Origin of the sequence: Flagellimonas oceani (assembly GCF_011068285.1) — a bacterium.
Classification (GTDB): Bacteria; Bacteroidota; Bacteroidia; order Flavobacteriales; family Flavobacteriaceae; genus Flagellimonas; species Flagellimonas oceani.
The window spans coordinates 744,998-771,386 of the sequence record NZ_CP049616.1; the positions used below are offsets into that span (position 1 = coordinate 744,998).

General features: G+C 43.0%; 25 protein-coding genes and 1 other RNA gene. 12 read left to right on the forward strand and 14 right to left on the reverse strand.

The annotated features are described in order from the left end of the window. The first annotated feature begins 65 nt into the window (after nucleotides 1–65). The 3 genes from pdxH to ppk1 are packed head-to-tail and all read left to right on the forward strand — an operon-like array spanning nucleotide 66 to nucleotide 3,290. Nucleotides 66–713: a pyridoxamine 5'-phosphate oxidase gene (gene pdxH, locus GVT53_RS03505; protein ID WP_166247445.1), complete on the forward strand. Its 648-nt coding sequence runs from the start codon at nucleotides 66–68 to the stop codon at nucleotides 711–713. Between the two features lie 12 nt (nucleotides 714–725). Further along, a complete protein-coding gene (locus tag GVT53_RS03510; RefSeq protein WP_166247446.1) occupies nucleotides 726–1,214 on the forward strand; it encodes a SixA phosphatase family protein in 489 nt (162 codons plus the stop codon). After that, nucleotides 1,215–3,290, forward strand: a complete 2,076-nt coding sequence (ppk1, locus tag GVT53_RS03515; protein ID WP_166247447.1) for a polyphosphate kinase 1 — start codon at nucleotides 1,215–1,217, stop codon at nucleotides 3,288–3,290. A 9-nt stretch (nucleotides 3,291–3,299) separates the two neighbouring features. Here the strand turns inward: ppk1 and GVT53_RS03520 are convergent, their stop codons facing one another. Together GVT53_RS03520 and GVT53_RS03525 are read right to left on the reverse strand one after the other, a co-directional pair. After that, nucleotides 3,300–3,881 (reverse strand): MiaE family protein, encoded by a 582-nt coding sequence (locus GVT53_RS03520; protein WP_166247448.1) that lies wholly within the window; start codon nucleotides 3,879–3,881, stop codon nucleotides 3,300–3,302. A 53-nt stretch (nucleotides 3,882–3,934) separates the two neighbouring features. After that, nucleotides 3,935–5,722, reverse strand: coding sequence for a DNA polymerase III subunit gamma/tau (locus tag GVT53_RS03525; protein WP_166247449.1), 1,788 nt, complete (start codon nucleotides 5,720–5,722; stop codon nucleotides 3,935–3,937). Nucleotides 5,723–5,829: 107 nt separating this feature from the next. On the opposite strand from GVT53_RS03525, the gene rnpB reads away from it, so the two are divergent. After that, nucleotides 5,830–6,147, forward strand: an RNA gene (gene rnpB / locus GVT53_RS03530) — RNase P RNA component class A. On the opposite strand, the gene GVT53_RS03535 is transcribed toward rnpB, so the two are convergent. From GVT53_RS03535 to GVT53_RS03545, 3 genes are read right to left on the reverse strand one after another with little or no spacing between them, the layout of a single operon-like run. Further along, nucleotides 6,143–6,682, reverse strand: coding sequence for an RsmD family RNA methyltransferase (locus tag GVT53_RS03535; protein ID WP_166247450.1), 540 nt, complete (start codon nucleotides 6,680–6,682; stop codon nucleotides 6,143–6,145). The two genes, rnpB and GVT53_RS03535, sit on opposite strands and share 5 nt — an antisense overlap. A gap of 1 nt (nucleotide 6,683) precedes the next feature. Further along, entirely contained in the window at nucleotides 6,684–7,460 is a 777-nt protein-coding gene (locus tag GVT53_RS03540) for a DUF3822 family protein (RefSeq protein ID WP_240905128.1), read from the reverse strand. 38 nt (nucleotides 7,461–7,498) lie between these two features. Next, the gene (locus GVT53_RS03545; protein ID WP_166247451.1) at nucleotides 7,499–8,236 is read right to left on the reverse strand and encodes a hypothetical protein; all 738 of its coding nucleotides are present in this window, start codon (nucleotides 8,234–8,236) and stop codon (nucleotides 7,499–7,501) included. Between the two features lie 107 nt (nucleotides 8,237–8,343). Here GVT53_RS03545 and GVT53_RS03550 point away from each other — a divergent pair, with 107 nt between their 5' ends. From GVT53_RS03550 to GVT53_RS03580, 7 genes are all read left to right on the forward strand, one after another. After that, on the forward strand, nucleotides 8,344–9,777 hold the full coding sequence (locus tag GVT53_RS03550; RefSeq protein ID WP_166247452.1) for an ATP-dependent DNA helicase: 1,434 nt from the start codon (nucleotides 8,344–8,346) through the stop codon (nucleotides 9,775–9,777). A 24-nt stretch (nucleotides 9,778–9,801) separates the two neighbouring features. Further along, nucleotides 9,802–10,374, forward strand: coding sequence for a DUF4126 domain-containing protein (locus GVT53_RS03555; protein ID WP_258537751.1), 573 nt, complete (start codon nucleotides 9,802–9,804; stop codon nucleotides 10,372–10,374). Between the two features lie 36 nt (nucleotides 10,375–10,410). Further along, nucleotides 10,411–11,124 (forward strand): 3-deoxy-manno-octulosonate cytidylyltransferase, encoded by a 714-nt coding sequence (gene kdsB, locus GVT53_RS03560; protein WP_205791922.1) that lies wholly within the window; start codon nucleotides 10,411–10,413, stop codon nucleotides 11,122–11,124. Beyond that, entirely contained in the window at nucleotides 11,115–11,819 is a 705-nt protein-coding gene (locus tag GVT53_RS03565) for an HAD family hydrolase (protein WP_166247454.1), read from the forward strand. The genes kdsB and GVT53_RS03565 overlap by 10 nt, the downstream gene beginning before the upstream one ends. Further along, nucleotides 11,819–12,946, forward strand: a complete 1,128-nt coding sequence (locus tag GVT53_RS03570; protein WP_166247455.1) for an iron-containing alcohol dehydrogenase family protein — start codon at nucleotides 11,819–11,821, stop codon at nucleotides 12,944–12,946. The genes GVT53_RS03565 and GVT53_RS03570 overlap by 1 nt, the downstream gene beginning before the upstream one ends. Before the next feature lie 31 nt (nucleotides 12,947–12,977). Continuing rightward, complete coding sequence (locus GVT53_RS03575; RefSeq protein WP_166247456.1) at nucleotides 12,978–13,523, forward strand: 1-acyl-sn-glycerol-3-phosphate acyltransferase; 546 nt, start codon at nucleotides 12,978–12,980, stop codon at nucleotides 13,521–13,523. A 76-nt stretch (nucleotides 13,524–13,599) separates the two neighbouring features. Next, entirely contained in the window at nucleotides 13,600–15,555 is a 1,956-nt protein-coding gene (locus tag GVT53_RS03580) for an autotransporter outer membrane beta-barrel domain-containing protein (RefSeq protein WP_166247457.1), read from the forward strand. Between the two features lie 335 nt (nucleotides 15,556–15,890). Here GVT53_RS03580 and GVT53_RS03585 read toward each other — a convergent pair whose 3' ends face one another. The 7 genes from GVT53_RS03585 to thrA form a co-directional block, all read right to left on the reverse strand. Further along, a complete protein-coding gene (locus GVT53_RS03585; RefSeq protein ID WP_166247458.1) occupies nucleotides 15,891–16,601 on the reverse strand; it encodes a YebC/PmpR family DNA-binding transcriptional regulator in 711 nt (236 codons plus the stop codon). A 65-nt stretch (nucleotides 16,602–16,666) separates the two neighbouring features. Then, nucleotides 16,667–16,954 (reverse strand): 4a-hydroxytetrahydrobiopterin dehydratase, encoded by a 288-nt coding sequence (locus GVT53_RS03590; protein WP_166247459.1) that lies wholly within the window; start codon nucleotides 16,952–16,954, stop codon nucleotides 16,667–16,669. 47 nt (nucleotides 16,955–17,001) lie between these two features. Further along, nucleotides 17,002–17,820: a sugar nucleotide-binding protein gene (locus GVT53_RS03595; protein ID WP_166247460.1), complete on the reverse strand. Its 819-nt coding sequence runs from the start codon at nucleotides 17,818–17,820 to the stop codon at nucleotides 17,002–17,004. Nucleotides 17,821–17,827: 7 nt separating this feature from the next. Beyond that, nucleotides 17,828–18,916, reverse strand: coding sequence for a glycine cleavage system aminomethyltransferase GcvT (gene gcvT, locus GVT53_RS03600; protein ID WP_166247461.1), 1,089 nt, complete (start codon nucleotides 18,914–18,916; stop codon nucleotides 17,828–17,830). Between the two features lie 102 nt (nucleotides 18,917–19,018). After that, nucleotides 19,019–20,314 (reverse strand): threonine synthase, encoded by a 1,296-nt coding sequence (thrC, locus tag GVT53_RS03605; RefSeq protein WP_166247462.1) that lies wholly within the window; start codon nucleotides 20,312–20,314, stop codon nucleotides 19,019–19,021. Between the two features lie 4 nt (nucleotides 20,315–20,318). Then, on the reverse strand, nucleotides 20,319–21,242 hold the full coding sequence (locus GVT53_RS03610) for a homoserine kinase (RefSeq protein WP_166247463.1): 924 nt from the start codon (nucleotides 21,240–21,242) through the stop codon (nucleotides 20,319–20,321). Between the two features lie 3 nt (nucleotides 21,243–21,245). Continuing rightward, nucleotides 21,246–23,690, reverse strand: a complete 2,445-nt coding sequence (thrA, locus tag GVT53_RS03615) for a bifunctional aspartate kinase/homoserine dehydrogenase I (protein WP_166247464.1) — start codon at nucleotides 23,688–23,690, stop codon at nucleotides 21,246–21,248. 258 nt (nucleotides 23,691–23,948) lie between these two features. Between thrA and GVT53_RS03620 the strand changes: the two genes are divergently transcribed. After that, nucleotides 23,949–25,484, forward strand: coding sequence for an NAD(P)H-hydrate dehydratase (locus GVT53_RS03620; RefSeq protein WP_166247465.1), 1,536 nt, complete (start codon nucleotides 23,949–23,951; stop codon nucleotides 25,482–25,484). Here GVT53_RS03620 and GVT53_RS03625 read toward each other — a convergent pair. Then, entirely contained in the window at nucleotides 25,481–25,900 is a 420-nt protein-coding gene (locus tag GVT53_RS03625; protein WP_166247466.1) for an STAS/SEC14 domain-containing protein, read from the reverse strand. The genes GVT53_RS03620 and GVT53_RS03625 overlap by 4 nt on opposite strands. A 156-nt stretch (nucleotides 25,901–26,056) precedes the next feature. Beyond that, nucleotides 26,057–26,320 (reverse strand): hypothetical protein, encoded by a 264-nt coding sequence (locus GVT53_RS03630; RefSeq protein WP_166247467.1) that lies wholly within the window; start codon nucleotides 26,318–26,320, stop codon nucleotides 26,057–26,059. Between the last annotated feature and the right edge of the window lie 69 nt (nucleotides 26,321–26,389).

Genomic DNA, 26,389 nt, shown 5'->3' on the forward strand with positions numbered 1-26,389 from the left:
AAAATTACAAAACTTTTACAAATCCGTCGCTTTGAGGTCACCCTATTTTTGCCGAACTTCACGCTATGCAAAAAGACCTTGGCGATTACAGAAAATCTTACGAAAAAAGTGAATTGACCGAAGCATCGGTCAAGGAAAACCCTATGGAACAGTTTCAAAAATGGTTCCATGAAGTTGAAGCCTCGGATGGAGTGGACGAGCCCAATGCCATGACGGTTTCTACCTTTGGGCTGGACGGTTTCCCAAAAAACAGGGTGGTGCTGATGAAAAAATTTACTTTTGAAGGCTTTATTTTCTACACCAATTACCACAGCGAAAAAGGTAAGGCCATCGCGGCAAACCCATCAGTGTGCCTATCTTTTTTTTGGCCCAACATGGAACGTCAGGTGATCATAAAAGGTAAAGCAGAGAAAATTGCGGAAAATCTTTCGGACGGTTATTTTGAATCACGTCCGCATGGGAGCCAATTGGGAGCAGTGGTTTCGGACCAGAGCCAAGTGGTGCCTTCCCGAGAATATTTGGAGGACAAGTTGAGGAATCTTGAGCAAAAATATGATGGAAAAGAAGTGCCCAGACCTGAATATTGGGGAGGTTATCTTGTAAGGCCCATGTCCATCGAATTTTGGCAGGGGCGTCCCAACCGGTTGCATGATAGAATTAGATATTCCCTGCAGGAAGATTTTGACTGGAAAATAGAACGATTGGCACCATAAAAACACTGACCCATGAAACAGATAATACTCATGCGGCATGGTAAGTCCTCTTGGGACTACGATGTCTCCGACAAGGACCGGCCACTTAAGGAACGGGGTGTCAACGATGCGCACTTGGTCGCGAAAACCTTTGGACTGCATGCGCCAACAATCGATTTTATATATTCTAGCCCTGCCAATAGAGCCTTGCATACCTGTATGATCTTTGTGAGAAACCTAGGGTTTGATCTATCAAAATTTAACGTAACCAACGCACTTTACGATTTTTCGGGCAATAGTGTGGAGCAATTTGTGCAAAAGTTGGACAATGGTTTGGATACCGTTGCCATTTTTGGGCATAACTATGCCTTTACTTCGCTTGCAAATACTTGGGGAGATCAGTATATTGAGAACGTTCCCACGGCCGGACTTGTCCATATTACATTTGGTGTGGACGATTGGTCCAAAATAGCAAAAGGAACCACTAAACAAATGGTCTTTCCAAAACACTTGAAAAAATAGATGATCAAAACAAAGAACGAATATATAAATCGGGAAATCAGTTGGTTGCATTTTAATGCAAGAGTATTGCAAGAGAGCAAGGATCCGCGTGTCCCACTGATTGACCGACTTCGCTTTTTAGGAATTTTCAGTAATAATCTGGATGAATTTTTCAAAGTAAGGTATGCTACCGTAAAACGGATCGTGGATGCCGGTAAAACAGGCAAAAGTGTTTTGGGCGGAGAACGGGCCAAGGACCTATTGGAAGAAATCACCAAAATCGTAATCAACCAGCAGACCCGAAGCCTTGAAATTTTTAAACAGATTGATAAGGAGCTGCGCGAAAAGAACATCTTCATCATCAGGGAAACCGAAGTAAATGAAAGCCAGGCCGAATTTATTCGGGACTACTTCTTCAAAAAGGTGAACCAGGAATTGATGACCATCATACTCAACGACCTTACCGAGTTTCCGCTTTTGAAGGACACGGCAGCCTATTTGGCCGTTAAAGTGGTAATGAAAAACGGAACTGCCCGCAAAAAGCACAACCGATATGCATTGATCGAGATACCGAAGGGCATCGACCGTTTTGTGGTATTGCCCAAAGAGGGGGATAAGGATTATGTGATCATGTTGGACGACCTGATCCGATTTTGCCTGGACAGTGTGTTTACCATGTTCGAGTTCGAGTCCATATCCGCGCACATGATCAAGATTACACGTGATGCCGAGCTCGATATCGATAATGATTTGAGCAAGAGTTTTATCGAAAAGATTTCTTCCAGCGTAGAGCACAGAAAAATCAGTGATCCCGTCCGCTTTGTTTATGATAAAAGTATCGACAAGGATACACTCCAGTTCCTAAAGGAAAAAATGGACATCATGGGAACGGATAGTGTCATTCCAGGCGGCCGCTACCACAACCGTAGAGATTATATGGGCTTCCCCAGTTTGGGAAGGCATGATCTGATGTACGATAAAATTGAGCCTCTACCTGTTAAGGGATTGAGCATGAAGGGGAGTTTGTTGGATATGATAGCGCACAAGGATTATATGATCTACGCGCCTTACCATACGTTTAGTTACGTCACCAAGTTTTTGAGGGAAGCCGCTTTGGATCCAAAAGTACGCAGAATACAGATCACGATTTACCGATTGGCGAGTGACAGCCAGATTGCTTCCGCTTTGGTGAACGCGGTAAAGAATGGCAAGCATGTCACTGTCCAGATAGAGTTGCAGGCACGGTTCGATGAGCAGAACAATATTGAATATGCCAACTATCTTCAAGATGAAGGCGTTAATTTGATTTTTGGAGTTCCGGGGCTTAAGGTGCACAGTAAAATCTGCTTGGTGGAACGCGAAGAGGACGAGGGAATCAAACGATATGGGTTCATCAGCACAGGTAACTTTAACGAGTCTACCGCAAAAATTTATACGGATTATACGTTGTTCACTGCCCACCAAGGTATTTTAAAGGATATGAGCAAGGTGTTCGGTTTTTTCGAGACCAATTATAAAATCAATAAATACAAGCACCTTATTGTCTCCCCACATTATACCAAGTCATCTTTTACCAAGTTGATCGACAAAGAGATTGCATTGGCCAAAGCGGGTAAGGAGGCGTACATCAAAATAAAGATGAACAGTCTTACCTCGTACAAGATGGTGGACAAACTTTATGAAGCCAGTAGGGCAGGGGTAAAGATCAAGATGATAGTGAGGGGAATCTGCTGTTTGATTCCCGGTGTAGAGGGCATGAGTGAAAATATCGAGGCGATTAGCGTGGTGGATAAGTTTTTGGAGCACCCTAGATTGTTCATTTTTGGTAATGATGGCAATCCAAAGATTTACATATCCTCGGCAGATTGGATGACACGTAACCTGGATTTTAGGGTAGAGGTAGGCTGTCCTATTTACGATCCGGATATCAGACAGGAATTGCTGGATACGTTTGAAATATCTTGGAAGGACAATTCCAAAGCACGTGTGTTCTCAGCAAAACAGGACAATGCGTACCGTAAAAAGGCGAAGGGGCAATCGGAACTGCGTTCTCAATTTGAAATGTACGATTATTACAAGAGAAAGCTTGAAGAGTAAAATAGAGGGCTACCCGTGCATGGTTTCCTTTTTACCGAGATCCCTCATAAGTTGGGCCTCGTATCCCAAAAGGTCTTCCCACTTTTGATCTACCTCCTTTTTGTCACCATATTTACGGGCAAATTTTAGGAACATGGTGTAGTGGTTGGCTTCGCTTACCATTAAATTCCGGTAAAATTCGGACAGTTCTTCGTCGTCTATTTCTTCGGAGAGCAATCTAAAACGTTCGCAGCTTCGCGCCTCTATCAAGGCAGCGTACAAAAGTTTGTGCACCAAGTGTGTGTCCCTACTGCCGCCTTTCGGAAAAAACTTCATGAGTTGGATCACATATTCATCCTTGCGTTCGCGGCCCAAAACCCAGCCACGGTTCAAGATTTTATCGTGCACCATATTAAAATGGCCCATTTCTTCACGGGCCAGGGCCGTCATTTCCTTGACCAATTCGGATTTTTCCGGGAAACCTATGATCAATGAAATAGCAGTACTGGCAGCCTTCTGTTCACAATAGGCATGGTCGGTCAAAATTTCCTCGATGTTCTTTTCTACAATGTTCACCCATCTTGGGTCTGTTGGTAGTTTTAGGCCTAGCATGAATATATTTTTTCGGTGTTACGGGTGCAAAGATAAAGGGAATGTAGGTGATGTTAAAAATCAAGGTCAAACTCCTTGCGCAAGAGTTCGATGTTCGGGTTCTTTTCTTTCAGTTTCTCGTACTTTTCCTCCGGAGTAAAGGCAAACTTTTTGGCGACCTCCTCATTTACCGTAATGTAAAGTGAAATGGAATAATTGTTCAGTTTCTGTTTAAGGTAGTCAAGCATTAAACTTTGCTCTCGCTCAATTTCCTTTTTCATGGTGCCGTTCGGCAACTCAATCCAAATTACATGATCGTTCTTAAGTTTGGGCACATCGGTTTGAAGATTGCTCGCCAATATTTTTCTTCCCTGTCTTTCCAGTTCGTGCACAAAATCGTCCCAATGTTGCTGCATTTCCTTTTCCTCAAATGCATCTTTGGGAAGGTCTTTTACGTCTATGTTCGGGGATTTGGTATTCTCGTGCGCCTTTTTGACCTTGATACTGGATAGCGAAAGACCGGATACTCTTTTCTCCGATCCCTTTATTTGTATTTTTTTGGGTTGATAGGGTTCTTTAGGCTCACTTACCAATTCTTTTTCAGGTTCCGTTTCAATAACAACATCTGGGGTGAGTTCTGTTTTTTGGACCGATGGAATTGCAGTCTGCTCTGTCTTCGATGTATCTGAAGCTGCATTGTTGGGGGTGTTGGCTTTTGGAACTTCGGTAACCGACGGCGACTGGGTCACTTTCTTTTCTTTGAAGAGTGAGGCCGGTATTATGAAACTAGAGTTTTTTTTTTCTCCATCATAAGTGATGGACGCCAATTTCATAAGGGTGAGCTCTACGAGCAGCCGTTGATTTTTACTGCTCTTGTATTGCAGGTCGCAATCGTTGGCCATATCAATGGCCTTCAACAAGAACTGTTTTGAAGCCTTTTTGGCTTGATCTTGGTATTGTTGGGTCACATCTTCCCCGACCTCTAGCAAGTTTAAGGTATCGGGATGCTGACATACCATAAGATCCCTGAAATGTGTGGCAAGGCCGGTGATAAAATGGTGGCCGTCAAAACCAAATGATAAGGTTTTGTTGAACAAGATCAAAAGTTCGGGAATGTTGTTTTCAAGAATCAAATCGGTCGCCGAGAAATAAATATCGTAATCTAGAACGTTGAGGTTTTCCGTTACGGCCTTTCTGGTCAATTCTTTTCCTGAGAAGCTTACTACCCTATCAAAAATGGACAGAGCGTCCCGCATGGCGCCATCTGCCTTTTGGGCTATGATGTGCAATGCACTTTCTTCAGCTTGAATGCCTTGCTGCTGGGCTATGTACTTCAAGTATTCCGAGGCATCCTTTACCGTAATTCTTTTAAAATCAAAAATTTGACATCTGGATAGGATAGTTGGAATAATTTTATGTTTTTCCGTGGTTGCCAAAATAAAAATGGCATGCTTGGGCGGTTCCTCCAGCGTCTTTAAAAAAGCATTGAACGCCGATTGGGATAGCATGTGCACCTCATCGATGATATACACCTTGTACTTTCCGGTTTGCGGAGGAATGCGTACTTGGTCAATCAAACTACGGATATCATCCACAGAGTTGTTGGAGGCGGCATCGAGCTCAAAAATATTGAAGGCAAAATCCTCATCCTCCCGTTCCGTACCATCTTGGTTTATTTTTTTGGCCAAAATACGCGCGCAGGTGGTTTTCCCGACACCTCTCGGTCCGCAGAACAATAAGGCCTGTGCCAAATGGTTGTTCTCGATGGCGTTCAGCAGCGTATTGGTAATGGAAGACTGTCCCACAACATCCTTGAATGTTTGGGGCCTATATTTTCTTGCTGATACAATGAACGGTTCCAATACTCAGAAAAATAGAATTAATACAAATATAAAAATAGCATTTGCCAAAGTTGAACCCAATACGAGAGTTACCACGTTTTTTATTAACAATTGGATTACCTTTGCGCCCAGCAGGCCACCTTATCGCTGCAAGTTTGGGCAACCATGCTTGAAGAGGAAAGTCCGGACACCATAGTGCGGCATAGCGGGTAACGCCCGTCCGCCGAGAGGCGAGGACCAGTGCAACAGAAAGCAAGTACAGTTCGGCTGTAGTGAAATCAGGTAAACTCTATGCGGTGAAACGTCATGTAAACCAACGTCCCGATAGCTATCGGGAGAGGGCTGCACGCCCGAGTTGGAGGGTAGGCGGTTGGAACACTTGGGCAACCATTTGTCTAGATAAATGATAAGGGTATACAGAATCCGGCTTATGGCCTGCTTTTATTCAGCTTCAAAAAAGCTAAAAATACTTCCACCATATTTCCGTTGCTCCGAAAATCGGGGGTGTTCGGAAAGATTGGTTTGGTCCGAATGCTCAATGATCAGCACACCATCTTCCAATAAAAGTTCTTTTTCGAAAACCAAGTCGGCAATTTTTAAAAACTGGTCGGTGCTAAAATCGTATGGAGGGTCGGCAAAAACAAGGTCAAACTTTGCCGGTGTGCCTTCCAAAAACTTAAAAACATCAGACTTTATGGTGTTGATGGTAAACTCCAGTTCCTGCGCTGTTTTGGAGATGTACCGGACGCATCCTTGGAAAGCATCAACGGCGGTAACGTTTTCAGCGCCTCGTGATGCAAATTCGTAGCTTATGTTGCCGGTGCCGGAAAATAGGTCCAAAACCTTAAGTTCATCAAAATAGAAACGGTTGTTCAAAATGTTGAACAGGGCCTCTTTTGCCATATCGGTCGTTGGACGAACAGGCAATTTTTTGGGAGCGGTCAGTCGCTTTCCTTTATATTTTCCTGAAATGATCCGCATTTTAAAGTGCGCTTAAAATGGAAAAGTCTATGCTTTCGTTCTCCATTTGCTCCAAAGTAAAGGAGGGGTTGCTTGGAACAAAAACGGAAATGTTTTTTACATACTGGTAGCAGAGCTCATAAATAGGATCGCCCTCCTCAATGGCGCCAAACAGCTTGAGGTGGATTTTTTCCAGATCCATGACCAATTGCTCCAAGCTGAACAACAAATAGTAAAGAAAATCTTCTTTGCTCTTGTATTCAAACTGATTATAAAAGAGTAATTTCTTTTCTGACATTACCATCATTTCCATTTCCCTATCGGATACCTGTACATAGCATATGGGTTCCGATGTAGTCCGGTTCTGGTTTAATAATGTGTTTAAGAGAACGGTTCCGCTGTGCTTGAACTCGAACTCACCAAAAAGGTCAAAAATATAGTTGTTGATGTTGGTGTACGGAATATAAACGTTGATGATATCCTGATTAGGGATCTCATCGTGGGCGATAAGGTCGTTCGCCATGATCTTGGCGTTGAACTTAAGGTAGTTGGGTAGCTCTTCCCTGTTAAAAAGTGGCTTGGGCACCAAACTGAACATATTGTTCTTGTGAATGACCATTACTTCGGAAAAGTCCTTGCCAATTCCACTTTGATCTCCCAGCTTTTCCTTTAACTCTTTGAGCATCAGGTAGGGGGTGAGCTGTGTTTTGAAAATTAGTTTTTCAAAGGCTAGGATTTTGTGGGTAATGGTATCTATCACACAAAAAGAAAGTCCATTCAAGCCAACTTGAATGGACAATTTTCTATACGTGCTATTTTGTTCGTTCTGTGCTATAGCTAGTTTATCTTTTTCCTATCGTAAATAGGTGGCCAGTTACCGTTGGTACTAACATCTGTTAAAGAACCTACCTTTATTTCGGCTCCGTTGACTTCTTCAACACTCTGATAGGCCTTTTCCTTTTCGAGCAGGTCTTGAGGTTGGTCGTAAAGCACAACTTCTTTCTTCACTTTGGCTTCAAAAACAGGAGCTTTGTACCCACTCTTGTCAATAATGTCGGCCTTCATTTCAAATTTCTCGTTGTTCTGGGCAAAAGGTACGTCCATCATGGACTTGTATCGGTTGTCCGCTCCAAAAAGGGAATCCTTAACCTTAACAGTTCCCAAAGTATCCACGATAACGGTATCTTGCTGCATTTCAATTTGATATACTTTGTCGTATCTCATGAAAGAGGAATCACGTTGGGTGGTGATGGTATAGTTGCCGGTATCTATGAATTTGATCAAGCTTTCAAAATCGTTGGCATATTTACCATTTACGGTTTTATATGCTTCCTGCGAATCCCTTATGTCCTTAAGTTTTTTGATGACTTGGGTGAACCTTTCGTTTCTTACCTTGTTGAACTTTATGGGGGCATTGATAGAATCGTATATTTTATAGCCTAGAAAAATACTAAGAATTCCAAATAGAATTACAAGAACCGGCTTTACTTTTTGAGGTAAAAATCTATCAATAACAAAAACTAGCCCTATGGTCACAAGGCATATTAAAACAACAATAAGAATTAAGTTTAACATATCTGATACTGTCTTTCAAAGTTAATTTAGTGGTTACAGACAAATCTACAATATTTTTTTTATTGGGAAACTTTTTGCTTTAAAAAAGACCACTATATTTAGCGCTCATGAAGGATTTTAACGCACCAGGATTTTTAAAGATTTTAACCGAAAAGTTTCCCCATACACCCACCTTGAAACAGGGCTTGGCACTTAATAAGCTGTCTAACTTTGTTTTAGAGGGCAAGAAGGACGAAGTGTTCTTGTTAAAAGGGTTTGCCGGAACCGGGAAAACGACCTTGGTGGCCACTTTGGTGAGCAGCCTCTGGAAAGTGAAAATGAGCGCTGTTTTAATGGCCCCAACGGGCAGGGCGGCAAAAGTTATGTCCGTTTATTCCGGAAACAAGGCATTTACCATCCATAAAAAAATCTATTTTCCAAAGAAGCAATCCGGTGGGGGCATTCAATTTGTTTTGGCCCCGAACAAGCATAGAAATACCGTTTTTATAGTGGACGAGGCATCCATGATTCCGGATACGCCCGCAGATTCCAAATTGTTCGAGAACGGTTCCTTGTTGGACGATTTAATGTTCTATGTACACTCCGGCCATAACTGTAAGTTGATATTGATCGGGGACACGGCACAGTTGCCCCCTGTAAAATTGGAATTGAGCCCAGCTCTTGATGAAGGGCGCCTATCCTTAAACTATGATAAGGAAGTGGAATGTTTGGAACTGGACGAGGTGATGCGGCAAGCGGATGATTCGGGAATCCTGCACAATGCAACAAATCTTCGGGAACAATTGCAATCGGAGTTTTTTGAAGACTTCAAATTTGATCTTGGCAATTATAAGGACATTGTTCGCTTGATAGATGGCAACGAAATACAAGAGGCCATAGATTCATCATACAGCCAAAATGGAAAAGAACAAACGGCCATTATAGTGCGATCTAATAAAAGGGCCAACCTCTACAATCAAAATATAAGGGAGCGAATACTTTTTTTGGACAATGAGATTTCCGTAGGCGACTATATGATGGTCGTGAAGAACAATTACTTCTGGCTAAAGCCCAATTCCGAAGCGGGTTTTATTGCGAATGGTGATATTATAGAGGTGCTGGAGCTTTTTGCCATTAAGGAACTTTATGGTTTTAAATTTGCCGAGGTAAAGGTGAAAATGGTGGATTACCCCAACCAAAAACCTTTTGAAACAGTGCTTTTGTTGGATACCATTACGGCGGAGACCCCTTCGCTTTCCTATGATGATGGAAACAGATTGTACCAAGAAGTAATGAAGGATTATGCCCACGAGAAATCCAAATACAGGAAATTCTTGGGCGTAAAGAACAATAAGTTCTTTAACGCTCTACAGGTTAAATTTTCCTACGCCATCACCTGCCATAAATCCCAAGGGGGCCAGTGGGACACCGTTTTTGTGGAGCAACCTTATTTGCCCAACGGTGTGGACAAAGATTACCTGAGATGGCTATATACCGCTGTGACAAGGGCAGAGCGACAACTCTATTTGATAGGTTTTAAGGATGATTTTTTTCTTGACTAGGAAAAGGCTATTTTAGACATCAACATGAATATTGAACCAGATACCATATTAAGTTTGTTCCTCGGAATCGGATTGGCCGCCTCCGCAGGTTTTCGAGTTTTCCTGCCCCTTTTTGCCCTCAGCTTTGCCGCCTATATGGGGGTTTGGGAATTGAACGAAAGCTGGCAATGGATAGGGAGCCTTACCGCCCTCATTACGTTGGGCATAGCTACGATTGTGGAGATTTTCGCCTACTTTATCCCATGGGTGGACAATGCCTTGGACAGCATAGCCATTCCGTTGGCAGGAATAGCGGGTACGGCAGCAGTTGTGTCCACAGCAGCAAACATGGACCCTGTGGTCACTTGGTCTTTGGCCATAATTGCCGGGGGAGGAACGGCAACGGCCATTAAGGGAGCCAATGCTACCGGTAGATTGGCATCTACGGGGGCAACGGGAGGTCTTGCCAATCCGTTGGTATCGACCGTGGAAACCGGTGCGGCCGTAGCGGTGAGCACGGCATCCATATTGGTGCCGCCCATTGCAGCCATTCTGGTTATCATCATTTTGCTGATCATATTCAGGATTTACCGAAAAATAAGACCAAAATCAAAATAGAATTCAACCAAAAAAGATAAAGTGAATATAATCTCCATGATTCCCGCCCGTTACCAAGCCTCACGGTTCCCTGCCAAACTGATGCAGGACCTTGGCGGGAAGCCCGTAATCGTCAGGACTTACGAAGCGGCAGTAAAAACAGGCCTTTTTAATGAGGTATATGTGGTTACCGATAGCCCGGTGATTGCCGATGTAATTAAAGACATTGGCGGCGAAGTGATCATGAGCAAAAAGACGCATGAAAGTGGAAGCGATAGAATTGCCGAAGCCGTAGAGGATATGGATGTTGATATTGTGATCAATGTCCAGGGAGATGAGCCTTTTATCGATGCCGAAAGCTTGGAAAAAATTATCAAGGTCTTTAAAAATGACACTGAGAAAGAGATTGACCTGGGCTCATTAATGACGCCGATTACCGATTGGGAAGAGATAGCAAACCCCAATACCGTAAAAGTAATCGTGGACAATCAGGATTTTGCCCTGTATTTCTCTAGGTCACCCATTCCTTATCCAAGGGACGAGAAGGTAGATGCGAAATATTATAAACACAAAGGAGTTTATGTGTTCAGAAAAAGGGCGTTGATGGATTTTCAGAAACTGCCCATGTTGCCCTTGGAAGCGAAGGAAAAAATTGAGGCCATCCGATTTTTGGAATACGGGAAAAAAATAAAAATGGTCGAAACCCATGTCACCGGTATCGAAATTGATACACCGGAGGACTTAGAACGTGCAAGAAAAGTATGGAAGTAGATTTTTCCAACATAAAAACCATTGGCTTCGATGCAGATGACACCCTTTGGGTGAACGAGACCTATTTTAGGGATACCGAGGAAAAGTTCGCAGAGCTATTGGAAGGTTACGAGACCAAGAACAAGATAGACCAAGAGCTCTTTAAAATGGAAATGGCCAATCTGGACATTTATGGGTATGGCATAAAGGGTTTTATGCTTTCCATGATAGAATCTGCCTTGGACCTATCCAACAACAAGGTGCCCCAGGAAACCATCGCCCAAATATTGGAACTGGGCAAAAATATGATTTCACACCCGGTGGAATTGCTCGATGGCGTAGAGGAAGTGCTTTCCAAGTTGATGGGCAAGTATAGATTGATCGTGCTCACCAAAGGAGATCTTTTAGATCAGGAACGGAAACTGGAAAAGTCGGGACTGTCCCAATATTTCCATCACGTGGAAGTATTGAGTGATAAAAAAGAAAGCAATTACAGGAATTTGCTGGAACATTTAAAAATAGATGTCAACGAATTTTTGATGATAGGAAACTCCTTAAAGTCGGATGTATTGCCTATCTTGAATATTGGTGCGCAAGCGGTGCATGTACCGTTTCATACCACATGGGCCCATGAGATGGTGTCGGAAGACGAAATGCAGAACAACCACCTTAAATTGAACGGCCTAAAAGATGTTTTGAAGTATTTGGACAACTAATGAAGACAGATAATAATTTGAAGAAACAAGAAACAGCATCAAACCATAAAACTGCTTATAAAAACTTTCCCATGGTGCCCAGGGTGATATTTGGGTCGGGATGTTTTTCGCAGCTGGGAGATATTTTATTGCCCCAACGTAAAAGTTCGGAGGCCCCCTTTATTTTTTTGGTGGACGATTTTTTCGAAAACGCCGATTTTATGGCCAAAGTGCCACTACTGTTCAACGATGAAATCATTTTCATTTCTGCGGAAGAGGAACCCAAAACTGCCCAAGTGGATGCTTTGGTGGCACAGATCAGGGAAAAGTATAGGGAACTTCCTTCTGGCATTATTGGAATTGGAGGCGGCACCTTGCTCGATTTGGCGAAGGCCGTTTCCATTTTGTTGAACAATAAAGGACTGGCAAAGGACTACCAAGGATGGGATTTGGTGAACAAACCTGCACTTTATCATGTGGGCATACCCACCATAAGCGGTACAGGGGCCGAAGTTTCTAGGACTACAGTGCTGCTAGGTCCAGAAAAAAAGTTGGGCATCAATTCAGATTTCACACCTTTTGATCAAGTGCTTTTAGATCCCGATTTCAGTAAAACCGTTCCTAAAGACCAATGGTTTTATACAGGGATGGATTGTTTTATTCACTGTGTGGAATCGTTAACGGGAACCTATTTGAATGCATTCAGTCAGAGTTATGGCGAGAAGGCCATGGAACTCTGCAAGGAAGTATTTTTGGAAGATTTACCCGCAGAGGAATCCCGCGACAAATTAATGATGGCCTCTTGGCACGGGGGAATGAGCATCGCCTATTCCCAAGTCGGGGTGGCACATGCCATGAGTTACGGCCTATCCTATCTTTTAGGAATCAAGCATGGCATAGGAAACTGTTTGGTGTTTCAACATCTGGAGGAATTTTACCCGGAAGGCGTTTCACTATTCAATAGCATGATGGACAAACACGGTATCGTGTTGCCCAAAGGCATCTGCGCCGACCTAACCCAAAACGATTTTGACGTTATGGTCAATATCTCACTTGGATTGGAGCCGCTTTGGGAGAATGCTTTGGGAAAGGACTGGAAAAGTATCATGACACCCGAACGTCTTCAGGCCATATATCAGAAAATATAAGATAGGTTGGTTATAGAACCAGCTCCACAAAATGCAGTCGCTGTCCAAATTTATCTACTACAAAATATTGGGATGGAAGCTCATCGGCAGCTTTCCCAATTTGGACAAATGTGTCATAATTGTAGTGCCCCATACGCATTGGCTCGACTTTTTTTTAGGTCTTTTGATTCGAAAGGTCATCAACGAGGAAATCAATTATATTGGAAAAAAGAGTCTCTTTGAACCTCCATTTGGCTGGTTTTTTAAATGGACCGGAGGCGCTCCCGTAGATCGTTCCAAAACTTCCAATACGGTCGAAAATATTGTTGGGATTTTCAATTCCAGAAAAATATTCCGATTGGCATTGGCCCCGGAAGGTACCCGGAAAAAGGTAGAGCAGCTTCGCACTGGGTTTTACCATATCGCCAAAAAGGCCCAAGTGCCCATTGTGATGGTCGCTTTTGATTTTGGCAAAAAGGAAATCAAGATAGCGGAACCTTTTTGTCCCACGGATAGTATGGAAAGCGACCTTAAAAAAATATATGGTTTTTATATCGGTGTAAAAGGAAAAATACCCGAATACAGTTTTAATCCGTAGTTATTTAATAAAAACCAAACCCTCCCCTGTATGTTTCCGTAAGTATGGCAGAATACTAATGTAAAAAAACTGTCACATGAAACACACATTAACAACCTCAATTTTTAAAATGGGACTGCTATCCATGTTTATGGTTATGGTCTCCTGCGATGAAGACGACAATTCAATGATGCCCGACGACATGGGCGGCAATGATGACGATGAAATGGTGGAGGAGGGCAGACGTGCCGAGTTGTACGTAACCAACAATGAGAATGGCGACATCACCAAGTTTGATATCACCAACGACACCCAACTGACTATTGGAACTTCGTCCACGGCGGCCGAAGGTATTTACTACGATGCTTCCGAGGATTTGGTGATACAGGCATCAAGATCAAGCAATTGGTTGGAATCTTTCGATGTAACCGACCTTTTGGACATGGATTTGAGCTTGGATATTTCTTTCAACGGGGATGCAGATTTGGAAAGCCCTCGTGAATTGGCCGTTTATGGCGATTATTATGTAGTTGCCGATAATGGTTCCAATAAATTCTTTGTGTATCAAAAAACAGGAACTACATTTTCCTTGCAGACCACAGTGGATGTTCCATTTCCGGTTTGGGGGATAACCTTTAAAGGAGGAGATTTGTACGCCGTTGTAGATATTTCCAGTGATTTGGCCGTTTATTACGACTTTTTGGACAAAGCGATGGACGGGACAATGTATCCGGACAAGCGTGTGACCATCGAGGGGATAGTAAGAACACATGGACTTACTTACAGTGGTTCCGATGATGTAATGGTAATGACGGACATTGGTGATGCGGCAAATACCGATGATGATGGGGGTTTTCACATTATCAATGACTTTTCCCTAAAGTTCGATGCCCTTTCCGATGGTGATGTGCTCACAACCGATAATCAGATCAGAGTGGCTGGATCATCTACCGTAATGGGCAATCCCATTGATGTGGCCTACGATTCTGAAATGGACATTGTTTATGTTTCCGATATTGGAACCAGTAAAGTACTTGGTTTTTCATCCATAGGCAGTGGCGGAAATATTGCCCCGACATTTAATGTGGATTTGACCGCAGCATCTTCAATATATTTTTCCAGTGATGAAACCGATGGCGATATGGGGGATTCCAGTGAAATGGGTATGACCCAACTCTACACCACGAGTACCGCCAACGGCGATGTAGTTGTGTACGACCTTCTGAACAGCACTTCAAAAACAATTATTACCGGTTCCACCGCTTCCGAGGGGATTTATTACTCTGGTTTAAATGATTATTTGATTCAAGCATCAAGATCTAATCTTACCGTGGAATATTATGGAGGGTTTGGTTTTAATAGTGATGGTGTAATGGTAGATGCCGATTTTTCCAGTACAGCTGATTTGATGAGCCCAAGGGAAATAGCCGTCTATGGAAATAAAGTGGTGGTTTCCGATAACATGGACCATACTTTTTATGTGTATGCCCAAAACGGTTCCTCCTTTACTTTGATGAATACTTTCGATATTGAATTCGATGTATGGGGCATCACATTTATGGGAGATGACTTGTTGGCCGTAGTGGATAATTCCAGTGACCTTGCCATTTTTACCGACTTTTTTGCCACCACAGAGGACTGCACCTTGCCAGCTTCCAAGATAGTGACCATTGAAGGAATCGTGAGAACCCATGGTATTACCTATAGCGTTTCTGACGATGTATTGGTGATGACGGACATTGGTGATGCTGCCAATACCACAGATGATGGAGGTATCCACACCATGGCAAATTTTACGAGCTTGATCAACAATACGGAGAACGGCGGTGTAATAGCGCTTAGCAGTCAAAAGCGAATTGCAGGGTCTTACACACAATTGGGCAACCCTATCGATGTGGCTTACGATGCCAAAACACAGACCGTTTACATTTCGGAAATCGGTAATGGCAAAGTGCTTGGGTTTGAGAACTGCTGGGAATCGGAAGGTAACGTTTATCCATCATGGAGTATGGATCTGGCAGGTTCTTCCTCCATGTATCTGTACAACAATTAAAATATAAAAATCCAAAGCTAGGAAAAGTGAATTAGGTGTCTTTAGGGTCTACATTTTGTAGGCCCTTTTTTTTCAAAAAAAATTAAAAAAAAGCAAACCACCCCCATACTTTTTTCGTAAGTATAGGAAATTACGCACAAAAAGCGTAGCTAAAAAAATAAAGTAAAGTTTTAGGTTGGGTTATTTTGGTGACTAAGGGGTCTGCATTTTTGTAGGCCTCTTGGTTTTTTTGGGAGGTTCTTGAGTGTTCATGATATGGATAAACCAGAAAAACTATTGTAAATTAAAAGGCTTGCCGTTAAGCAAGCCTTTTAATGGTCGTATCAAACATTTATTTACTCTTTCATGCTGTGAAAAACGTTCTGTACATCATCATCTTCCTCTATTTTTTCCAGCAGTTTCTCCACATCGGCCACTTCTTCCTCGTTCAATTCTTTGGTTACCTGTGGAATCCGGTCAAAGCCTGAAGAAATAATTTCAATTTCCCTGGACTCAAGTTCTTTTTGAATGGCCCCAAAGTTTTCAAAAGGCGCATAAATATGAATGCCATCTTCATCAACAAACACTTCTTCAGCACCAAAATCGATAAGTTCCAATTCCAGTTCCTCAGGGTCCAATCCTTCAGCATTAATGGTGAAGCTACAGGTATGGTCGAACATAAACTCTACGGAACCGGAGGTCCCCAAACTACCGTTACATTTATTAAAATAACTACGGATGTTGGCCACCGTTCTTGTGTTATTGTCGGTAGCGGTCTCAATCAAAATAGCGATGCCGTGCGGTGCATAACCTTCAAAAAGTACTTCTTTGTAATCCCCTTGGTTTTTGTCCGATGCCCTTTTAATGGCCCGCTCAATATTATCCTTGGGCATGTTCACCGCCTTGGCGTTCTGAATTACGGCACGTAGCTTGGAATTGGCGTCAGGGTCGGGGCCTCCTTCCTTAACGGCCATTACAATGTCCTTTCCAATTCGTGTAAATGCCTTGGACATTGCCGCCCAACGCTTCATTTTTCGTGCTTTTCTAAATTCGAACGCTCTTCCCATATATTCTTAAATTCTGGATGCTGGCAAATTTAGCAAAAAATGCACCGTTGTCAAGATGATTATTTTTAAGCTTCCCCAATAATTTTTTCGATGGAAGTGGCAAGGTCAATGTCCTTTTGGGTAACCCCGTCGGCATCGTGCGTGTTCAATTTTATGGTGAGGCTATTATAGACATTTTCCCAATTGGGATGATGGTTTTGCTTTTCACATTCAAAGGCAATATGTGTCATTTTGGAAAATGCCTCCGTAAAATCCTCAAAGGTAAATGACTTTACGATCATATCATCCTTTAGGGACCAGCCAGATAAAGTCTTAAGGGCTTTTTCAATTTCAGTGGTGTTCATCTTCTTCATAAATATTGTTTTTTCAGAAGATAAACAATTAAACAATCAAAAGAAAACTAGACGGGAAGATGATGGTCAATAATTTCTTGGCAACTGATACGAAGGTTCTTCGGCAGCAGGTTGTCCTTTGGCAGAGCGGCCAGATATCGGTCTTCGTTCGTGGTATAGACCCTTTTGTAAATGGGATGATAATTTCCAAGATGTTCGATGACCTCCTTGATGAATTCCTCATGTTGGATGAGGTCGCTGCTGCCCAAATGATAAATGCCGGTTTTGTTCCTGTTGATGAGGTAATGAATTTGTTGTGTTAGCCTGTCATCATTGGTCACGTTGATGATCAGGTTCGGAAAAACCTCAATGGGTTCGTTGTTATCGATACTTTCCTTGATTTCCTTGATTCTGGGCGACGAGTTGCCGAAAACCATGGGAATCCGAAGAATGGCGGTCTTTTCCTTGGGCAACCGCATCATCATGTTTTCTATTTTGATTTTCAATCTCCCATACACACTCAAGGACAGCGTTTTATCATGCTCGTAGGATGGGAACTTGCTGTAGGCGTCAAAAACATTGGCGGAGGAAATAAAATACAGCTTGGCCTTGGACATCATCAAGTATTCCATCAAATGCTGATGCGCCTGTATCTGTGCCGGAAAATTTCCGCGAAGCGATGATATGATCACATCGGGTCTTATGCGTTCAAGGACCTGAAAAATATCGTCCTCCTCCAAATCATATTTAATAAATTGCTTGTTCTTTGAAAAACTGCTGTTGGAAAAATAGGTGCCGTACGTATCAAAATAGGAGCAGAGTTCTTTGTATATGGCATTGCCCACAAATCCACTCGCTCCCAATATCAATATCTTTTTTTTATCCAAAGGCTACTTAGGTATTTTTATAAAAAGGCAGTTTTACAATGGTCGCTGGTACCTTGTTGATACGGATTTGAATAAAGATCGGGGAATCCACTTTGGAATGTTCCACGGTCACGTAGCCCAAACCGATTCCTTTGGAAAGCGAGGGCGACATGGTGCCGGAGGTCACTTTTCCGATTTCGTTGCCATCGGCATCCAAAATAAGGTAACCAGCCCGGGGAATTCCACGTTCCTCCATTTGGAAAGCCACCAATTTTCTTTTTGAACCTTCTTCTTTTTCCTTGGACAGGTTGTCACTGTTCACAAACTCTTTGGTAAACTTGGTAATCCATCCCAAACCGGCCTCAAGGGGAGAAGTGGAATCGTCAATGTCGTTTCCGTAAAGGCAATAGCCCATTTCCAATCGTAAAGTATCACGAGCGGCCAAACCTATGGGCTTGATGCCAAAGTCGGCACCGGCCTCCAAAACTTTGTCCCATACTTGTTGCACCTCCGAATTCTTGCAATAAATCTCAAAACCACCAGAACCAGTATATCCAGTGGCCGAAATAATCACATGTTCTATTCCTGCAAAATCAGCAACAACAAAGTTGTAGAACTTTATGGACGACAAATCCACGGACGTTAAAGATTGCATGGCCTCAACTGCTTTTGGACCTTGGATGGCCAATAGGGAATAGTCATCGGATAGGTTGCGCATTTCTGCACCAATGGCCTCGTTATATTTGGAAATATGCTCCCAATCCTTGTCAATGTTGGAGGCATTTACCACCAAAAGATAGGTTTCATCTTTTACCCTATATATTATCAGGTCGTCTACGATACCACCAGTTTCATTGGTCATACAACTATACTGCGCCTTGCCTACGGTTAATTTGGAAGCATCGTTGGTGCTTATTTTTTGAATAAGTTCCAAAGCCTTGGGCCCTTCTATCAAAAATTCTCCCATATGGGATACATCGAAAACACCCACAGCCTTGCGAACCGTTTCATGCTCAATATTCACGCCCTCATAGGAAACGGGCATATTATAACCCGCAAAAGGTACCATTTTGGCCCCCAAAGCCTCATGCGTTTTTGTAAGTGCAGTATTTTTCATTCCTTTTGGTTTTGCAGCAAATTTATTGATTTCGCAGCAGATGAAACTTTTTCCAAAAGAATGTTTTGAACACCTCTTTGTTAAAATACGCCAGTGCGGGTGCTAATTGTCCAGTAAATAGGATTTTAGCGTATCGTAACTGGATATTTGGTGCGATTTTTTCTCCTTGTCCATCACTTTCATGATCTGTGGTGGAATTTCTGGACTTATTCCTAAAGTTTCCTCGACCACATCCAGGAATTTGACAGGGTGCGCCGTTTCCAAGAAAATACCATAGGCATCTGGATGCGATTTTTGATATTCTGTTAGCCCCAAATAACCCACAGCACCATGAGGGTCCAGCACATAACCTGTATTGGAATACACCTTTTTCATGGTTGTTTTTGTGTCATCATCGGTAAAGGAATAGGCGGATAGATGTTTCCGCAGTGTTTTTAGGTCATCCTTGTGCAGATGCCTGATACGGATAAAATTGCTCGGGTCGCCTACATCCATCGCATTTGAAATGGTAGCAATGGAGGACATGGGCTCATAAACCCCATTTTCCATGAATTTGGGCACTACATCGTTTACATTGGTGGAGGCTACAAATTGTTTGACGGGCATGCCCAGTTTTTGGGCCACCATACCCGCGCAAATGTTTCCAAAATTCCCGGATGGCACAGAAAAAACAATTTCCTTTCCTTTTGACTTTGCCTGTTTGAAGGCAAACAAAAAATAGAAAAGCTGTGGTAGCCATCTGGCCACATTGATGCTGTTTGCCGAGGTCAATTTTTTATGGTCCGTGATCTCGGTATCCAGAAACGCTGTCTTTACCATGCGTTGGCAATCATCAAAAACACCGTTCACTTCCATGGCTTCGATGTTCTGGCCCAAGGTGGTCAACTGCTTTTCTTGGATGTCGCTTACTTTTCCGCTAGGGTAAAGGATGACAACCTTAACACCATCAACCCCTAAAAAACCATTGGCAACAGCACCTCCGGTGTCCCCGGAAGTGGCGACTAAAACCGTTACATCCTGTTTTTCGCCCTGTGAAAAGTAGCTAAGACAGTTGGCCATAAAACGGGCTCCAACATCTTTAAAGGCCATTGTAGGGCCATGGAAAAGTTCCAGAGTGGCTACATTTTCTTCAATCTCGACTACGGGAAAATCAAAATCCAACGTATGGGCGATGATGTCCTTCAAAGCTTCATCTGGAATATCCTCGTTCACAAATTGAAGGATCGCCTTAAAAGCTATTTCATGGTTGGAAAGCGTCTCAATGTTCTCGAAAAAATCAGCAGGAAGAGGTGTGACACGTTCCGGAAAATAGAGCCCTTTATCGGGCGCTATCCCTGCAATGACCGCTTCCTTGAACGAAGCTTGGGTATTTTGGTTGTTCAGACTGTAGAATTTCATGGGTTTAAGCAATTTTTTTTACGCCTTGGCTATTCACTTTGGAAACGTGGATGTCGAAATCCACACCAATGTTTTGATAGGTTTTTTTCATGGATTCGGCCACTTTTTGTGCAATTTCCCCACCCTTGCTCAATGCAAAAATGGATGGTCCGGAACCTGAGATTCCACTTCCCAGCGCTCCTGCTTTTATGGCGTTTGCTTTGATATCGTCAAAAGCGGGAATCAAAATGGAACGAATGGGCTCCACGATATGGTCGTGCAACGAGCGCCCGATAAGATCGTAGTCGTTTTGAAATAGCCCTGCGACAAGTCCGCCCAAGTTGCCCCACTGCTGGATTCCTTGTTGCATGGAGATCGTGGTCTTTAGAATTTTACGGGAATCCGAGGTCTTGATCTCAATCTGCGGATGGATTACCGTTGCGTACAATTCCGGTGGTGTGGGAATGGGAACAATGTCGAGTGGCTCATAGCTTCGGACCAATGTAAACCCGCCATAAATGGCAGGGGCCACATTATCGGCATGCGCCACATCGCTGGCCAACTTCTCTCCTTGCATGGCAAACTTCACCAATTCTAAATTGGAAAATGGTTTGCCCAACAGTTCGTTCATGGCCCATACGGCCCCTGTGGAGCTAGCGGCACTGCTTCCAATACCACTTCCCGGTTTGATGCGCTTGTCGATTTCGATTTCAAAACCTCCTTCGTAATCACTTTGGGCCAACAACGCCAAACCTGCTACCCCGGCTACATTGTTTTCTGTTTCCAGAGGTAGGTCTTGTCCCAATATTTTGGTGATTCGAATGCCTTTTTCAGTAGTTTTACGAACGGTCATCTCGTCACCGACGGAATCCAGGGCCAAGCCCAAAACATCGAACCCACAGGACACATTGGCAATGGTCGCCGGGCAAAATACTGTTATTTCTTCCATCGTTTAGAAATTTCCGATTCGAACTATATCCGCAAAGATACCCGATGCAGTAACATCCGCCCCCGCTCCGGCACCTTTTATGATCAAAGGTTGATTTACATACCTATCGGTGAAGAAAAGAACGATATTGTCGCTTCCCTCCAAGTTATAAAAATCATGTCCTTTCGGTATTTGCTGCAGTCCCACTTTGGCCTTTCCATCTTCAAATTGGGCCACATATTTTAGTTTGCAATCCGAGTCGGCCGCATCCTTGTACAATTTTTGAAAATCAGCTTCATATTTCTTCAGGCTTTCAAAAAAAGCTTCGTTGGAGTCGGTTTCCAGACTTTCCTTTGGTAAAAAGGCTTCATTTTCAATATCATCAATGTTCAATTGATAGCCGCTCTCCCTGGCCAAAATCAATATTTTCCGCATCACGTCAACACCACTGAGGTCGATGGTCGGGTCGGGTTCGGTATAGCCTTGTTCCTGAGCCTGTTTTACCACGTCGTGGAAGGTAGTGGAATCATCAAACGTGTTGAATACAAAATTGAGACTGCCCGATAAAACGGCCTGGATCTTCCTGATTTTGTCTCCGGAGGCGATTAGATGTTTCAAAGTATCCAAAATGGGCAAACCTGCACCCACATTGGTCTCGAATAGATATGGTGCATTGTATTGCTTGGCCAATTGCTTCAGTTCTTTGTAATAGGCGTAATCCGAAGATGATGCAATTTTATTGCAGGTCACCACCGAAATACTGTTTTTGAGGTAGCTGGAATAGCTTTTGGAAACTTCGGCATTTGCAGTGTTGTCCACAAAAATACTATTGCGGTAGTTCAGCGAAATGATGCGATCATAAAATGCCTCCTTGTCCGCCGGCTCTCCTTGTTCCAAAGTGTTCTCCCAATCTTTCAGGGAAACGCCGCTTTCATCAAAAGCCATTTTTCTGGAATTGCTGATGCCGATAACACGCACATTGAGTTTTAGCTCCTCTTTTAAATATTTTTTCTGTTGACGAATCTGTTGTAAAAATTTGGAGCCTACATTCCCAACGCCCATCACGAAAAGGTTGAGCTGTTTGATGTTTTCCTCGAAAAAGGTCTCGTGCAACGAATTGAGCGCTTTTTTTACGTCTTCTTTCTTTATTACCGCAGAAATGTTCCGTTCCGAGGCTCCTTGCGCAATCGCGCGGATGTTTACATTGTTTTTTCCCAAGGTACTGAACATTTTGCCGCTCAAACCTTGATGGCTTTTCATATTGTCTCCCACCAGGGCCACAATGGTCAAGTCTTTTTCTACAATGACGGGCTTTATTTTTTTTGTGGAGATTTCGAACTCAAAAGTCTCGTTCACCGCCTCGGCAGCCAAATCCACGTCCTCATCGGCAATACCCACACAAATGGAGTGCTCGGAGGATGCTTGGGTAATCAGAACAATGCTGATGTTTTTTACGGAAAGTGTTTCGAAAAATCGTTTGGATATGCCTGGGATACCTATCATTCCCGGACCCTCCAATGAAAGCAGGCTAATGTTTCCCACATGACTGATTCCACGAACGGTTTTTCCATTTCCGTTGGTGTTTTTGGCAATCAAAGTGCCCGGTTTTTCAGGGTCGAACGTGTTTTTAATGGCAATCGGGATTTCCTTGCCTAAAATAGGCTGAATCGTTGGTGGATAAAGCACCTTGGCACCAAAGTGTGATAGCTCCATAGCTTCTTGATAACTAATGTTAGCTACGCATTTGGCCTGTTTTACCAACTTTGGATTAGCGGTGTACATGCCGCTTACATCGGTCCATATCTCCAAAATTTCCGCATCCACTGCGGCAGCGATAATGGCGGCGGTATAATCGGAACCACCGCGCCCCAAAGTAGTCAGGTCGCCATTTTTGCTGTACGCCACGAATCCCGGTAGTATGGTAATCTGGTTCTTGTTGGATGAGAAGAACTCCTTGCAGTTGGCATTCGTAATTTTGAAATCTACGTTGGCCCTCCCAAAATTATTATCGGTTTTAATCAGCTCCCGGCTATCCTTGAAGGCAACATCCAATCCTTCAGATCTAAGAAACTCACTTATGATAAAGGATGAAAGCAATTCGCCGTAGCTCACAATTTTATCGGATAGTTTTGGCGTGAGCTCCCCAATTAAAAAGGCCCCTTCCAATAAAGTTTCCAAAATATTGAGTTCACTTTTTACCTTGCTCAGGGCCGCGCTCTGTGATTTCACGGGAATCAGTTCCCTGATGGCGGAAATATGCCTGTCCTCGATTTCCTTAATGCTTTTTGTGTAACCTACATCTTGTTCGGATGCCAAACGGGATGCTTTGAGGAGCAGGTCGGTTACACCGCCGAAAGCGGAAACCACCACGGCGATTTTATTGTTATTTTGATTGTTAAGGATGGATTTGACCTTATTGATATTCTCTGGATTGGCAACGGAAGTGCCTCCAAATTTTAAGACTTTCATAAAGAAATTTTGTTGTAAAAAATTGAAAATAGATTAAAAGACGGACGGAATTATATATAGCAGACTTACCCCAAAGGGGTGGTAGTGGTAATAGTGAAGGTTGATGAAAAAGAATTCATCAAATTAAGGTTAATATCCGTTTGTTTTAACTCCATTGCTCTATAATGAGATGATAAATGTAGTACTTTTGTGTGCTTCATCAAATCGTTGATGTTGTTTTTTGCGAAATCCGTACGAATAATCAATTTTTTTTATTGAATGAAAATTTTTTCTGCCCAACAAATCTATCAAGCTGATAAATCCACAATACAAAAAGAACAGATAAAGAGTGATGACCTCATGGAAAGGGCTGCAAACCAGTTGTTCGAATGGCTTCATTCCCGATTAAGGGGCACCCAGGTCAATATTCAATTGTTCTGCGGCATCGGAAACAATGGGGGCGATGGCATTGCACTGGCCAGAATGTTGCACGAACATGGTTATTCCATCAAGGTATATGTAGTGAATTATAGCGATAAACGCTCGGAAGATTTTCTGTTGAACTTGGAACGGTTGAAGGACCTTAAAGTTTGGCCCGACTTTATAAATAAAGAGAGCGATCTGCCCGAGATTTCCCCGAACGATATTGTGGTGGATGCAATTTTTGGTATCGGGCTTAACCGTGCTCCCGATGATTGGGTGGGAAGCCTTATTGCACATATAAATAATTCACGGGCATTTGTACTATCGGTGGACGTGCCATCCGGTTTGCCGTTGGACGAGGCGCCCTGGAACCCTGATTATGTGATACAGGCCAGTTATGTGCTGAGTTTTCAGTTGCCCAAATTGGTTTTCTTTTTACCGAAAACAGGGGTGTATGTAAACCAATGGGAGGTACTCGATATTGGGTTGAACCCCGATTTTATTGCCAATACCGAAGCGGATTTTGAATTGATCGGGAGACCCGAGGTTTTGCCCCTGTATAGGCCGCGTCTCAAATTCTCCCATAAGGGAACTTTTGGGCATTCGCTGATCGTTGGGGGCAGTTATGGCAAGATAGGTGCAGTACAGTTGGCCAGTAACGCCTGTTTGACTGTGGGCAGTGGAATGGTCACCGCTTTTATTCCCAAATGTGGGTATGATGCCCTGCAAACGGCAGTTCCCGAAGTGATGGTGCTTACCGGTTCTCGGGATAAGTATATTTCGGGAATTGAGGTTCCATTTCAACCAACGGTGGTGGGAATAGGAGTGGGAATAGGCCAAGATGATGACACGGTTTCGGCCTTTTGTGCCTTTTTGAAGAAGAACAAATCGCCGATGGTAATCGATGCCGATGGACTCAATATTTTATCACAAAATACAGAAATGTTGAAGGATGTGCCTGAAATGTCGGTGCTGACCCCTCATCCAAAGGAGCTGGAGCGGTTGATAGGGTATTGGGATTCTGATTTTGAAAAACTTGAAAAGGCCAAGGCGTTTGCATTAAAGCACAATTTAGTGATCGTGATCAAGGGTGCCCATACCATTACCGTTTATAATGGCAAAGGATATGTAAATACGACCGGAAATCCGGGAATGGCCACAGCGGGCAGCGGTGATGTTTTGACCGGCATTATAACGGGGCTGATGGCCCAGGGATATGCTCCGGTGGAGGCGGCTATATTTGGTGTGTATTTACACGGGTTGGCGGGAGACATGGGTGCCTCTGCAAAAGGATATGAGGCCTTGAAAGCTTCGGTGTTGGTGGAGCACATTGGGAATGCTTATGCCGAATTACTTCGACAGCCCGAAGTGGAGCAAAAAGAGACCAACTAGGATTTTTTGCTCCCTTTGTTGATTTTAAGTCTTTTCTGGACCCATGCCAAGGCATTGTCGAACTCAATAAAAAATTCCATAGGTTTTTTATAGAACATCTTTTCAATATTGAAATTGTGCATGTCTATTTCCTTTTTGGAAACTATGGCAAATGCCTTGAGATTTTCCATGCCTCTCAAGTAATTATAAACGGTAGGATCTATTGCATAGGAATTTTTTCGTAGGCTGATATAGCCAAAGTCCCGGTCTCTAAAATGGATTTCGGAAATTCCGATTATTTGATAAGTCCTTTCCAATGTAATGGTGGCGCCCTCATTGAAGGAGGCTACCATGTAGTTTTCAAAAACCTGTACGGTGCCTACTTCGAGCTGGTACTCGCGTACCACCACGGTCTTCTTTTTAGAAGTTATTTTCATCCCCAAATGTAATTATAGTGTCTCGGTTACGAAATTATGGGGGAGTGCAGGCTAGCGGAAAAATAATAGATTAAACGCTAAAATATCTTATGTATGGTAAATCTAAGCTGTATTTATGGTGTTGGGCTATTTTATAAACAGTCTGTCAGATATGGACTACCCATGGTTGGGAGGATCAGCAATCAATATTTTGATCCTTTCCCAGAATAATTTTGCGGTTAGGTTTTTGGGTGTCGTCAAGTCGGCCAAAAGCAATAGGTTTCTTTTAAACTGCTCAAATTCGCTCTTGCTTGTGGTTTCGGCATCAATGGGATAATAGGCCATTCCCCAATTAGCGAAGCTTCTTTCCACATTCTCATCTTCGGAAAACTTATCATGAGTCGTGATAAGTTTAGTTATCCAAAGTAAATCGTTATCCAAAGTGGGTTTACATAAGTAATTGGCAATAAGAATATTAACCAGTATACTTTTTGAAACAGCTTCGGATAA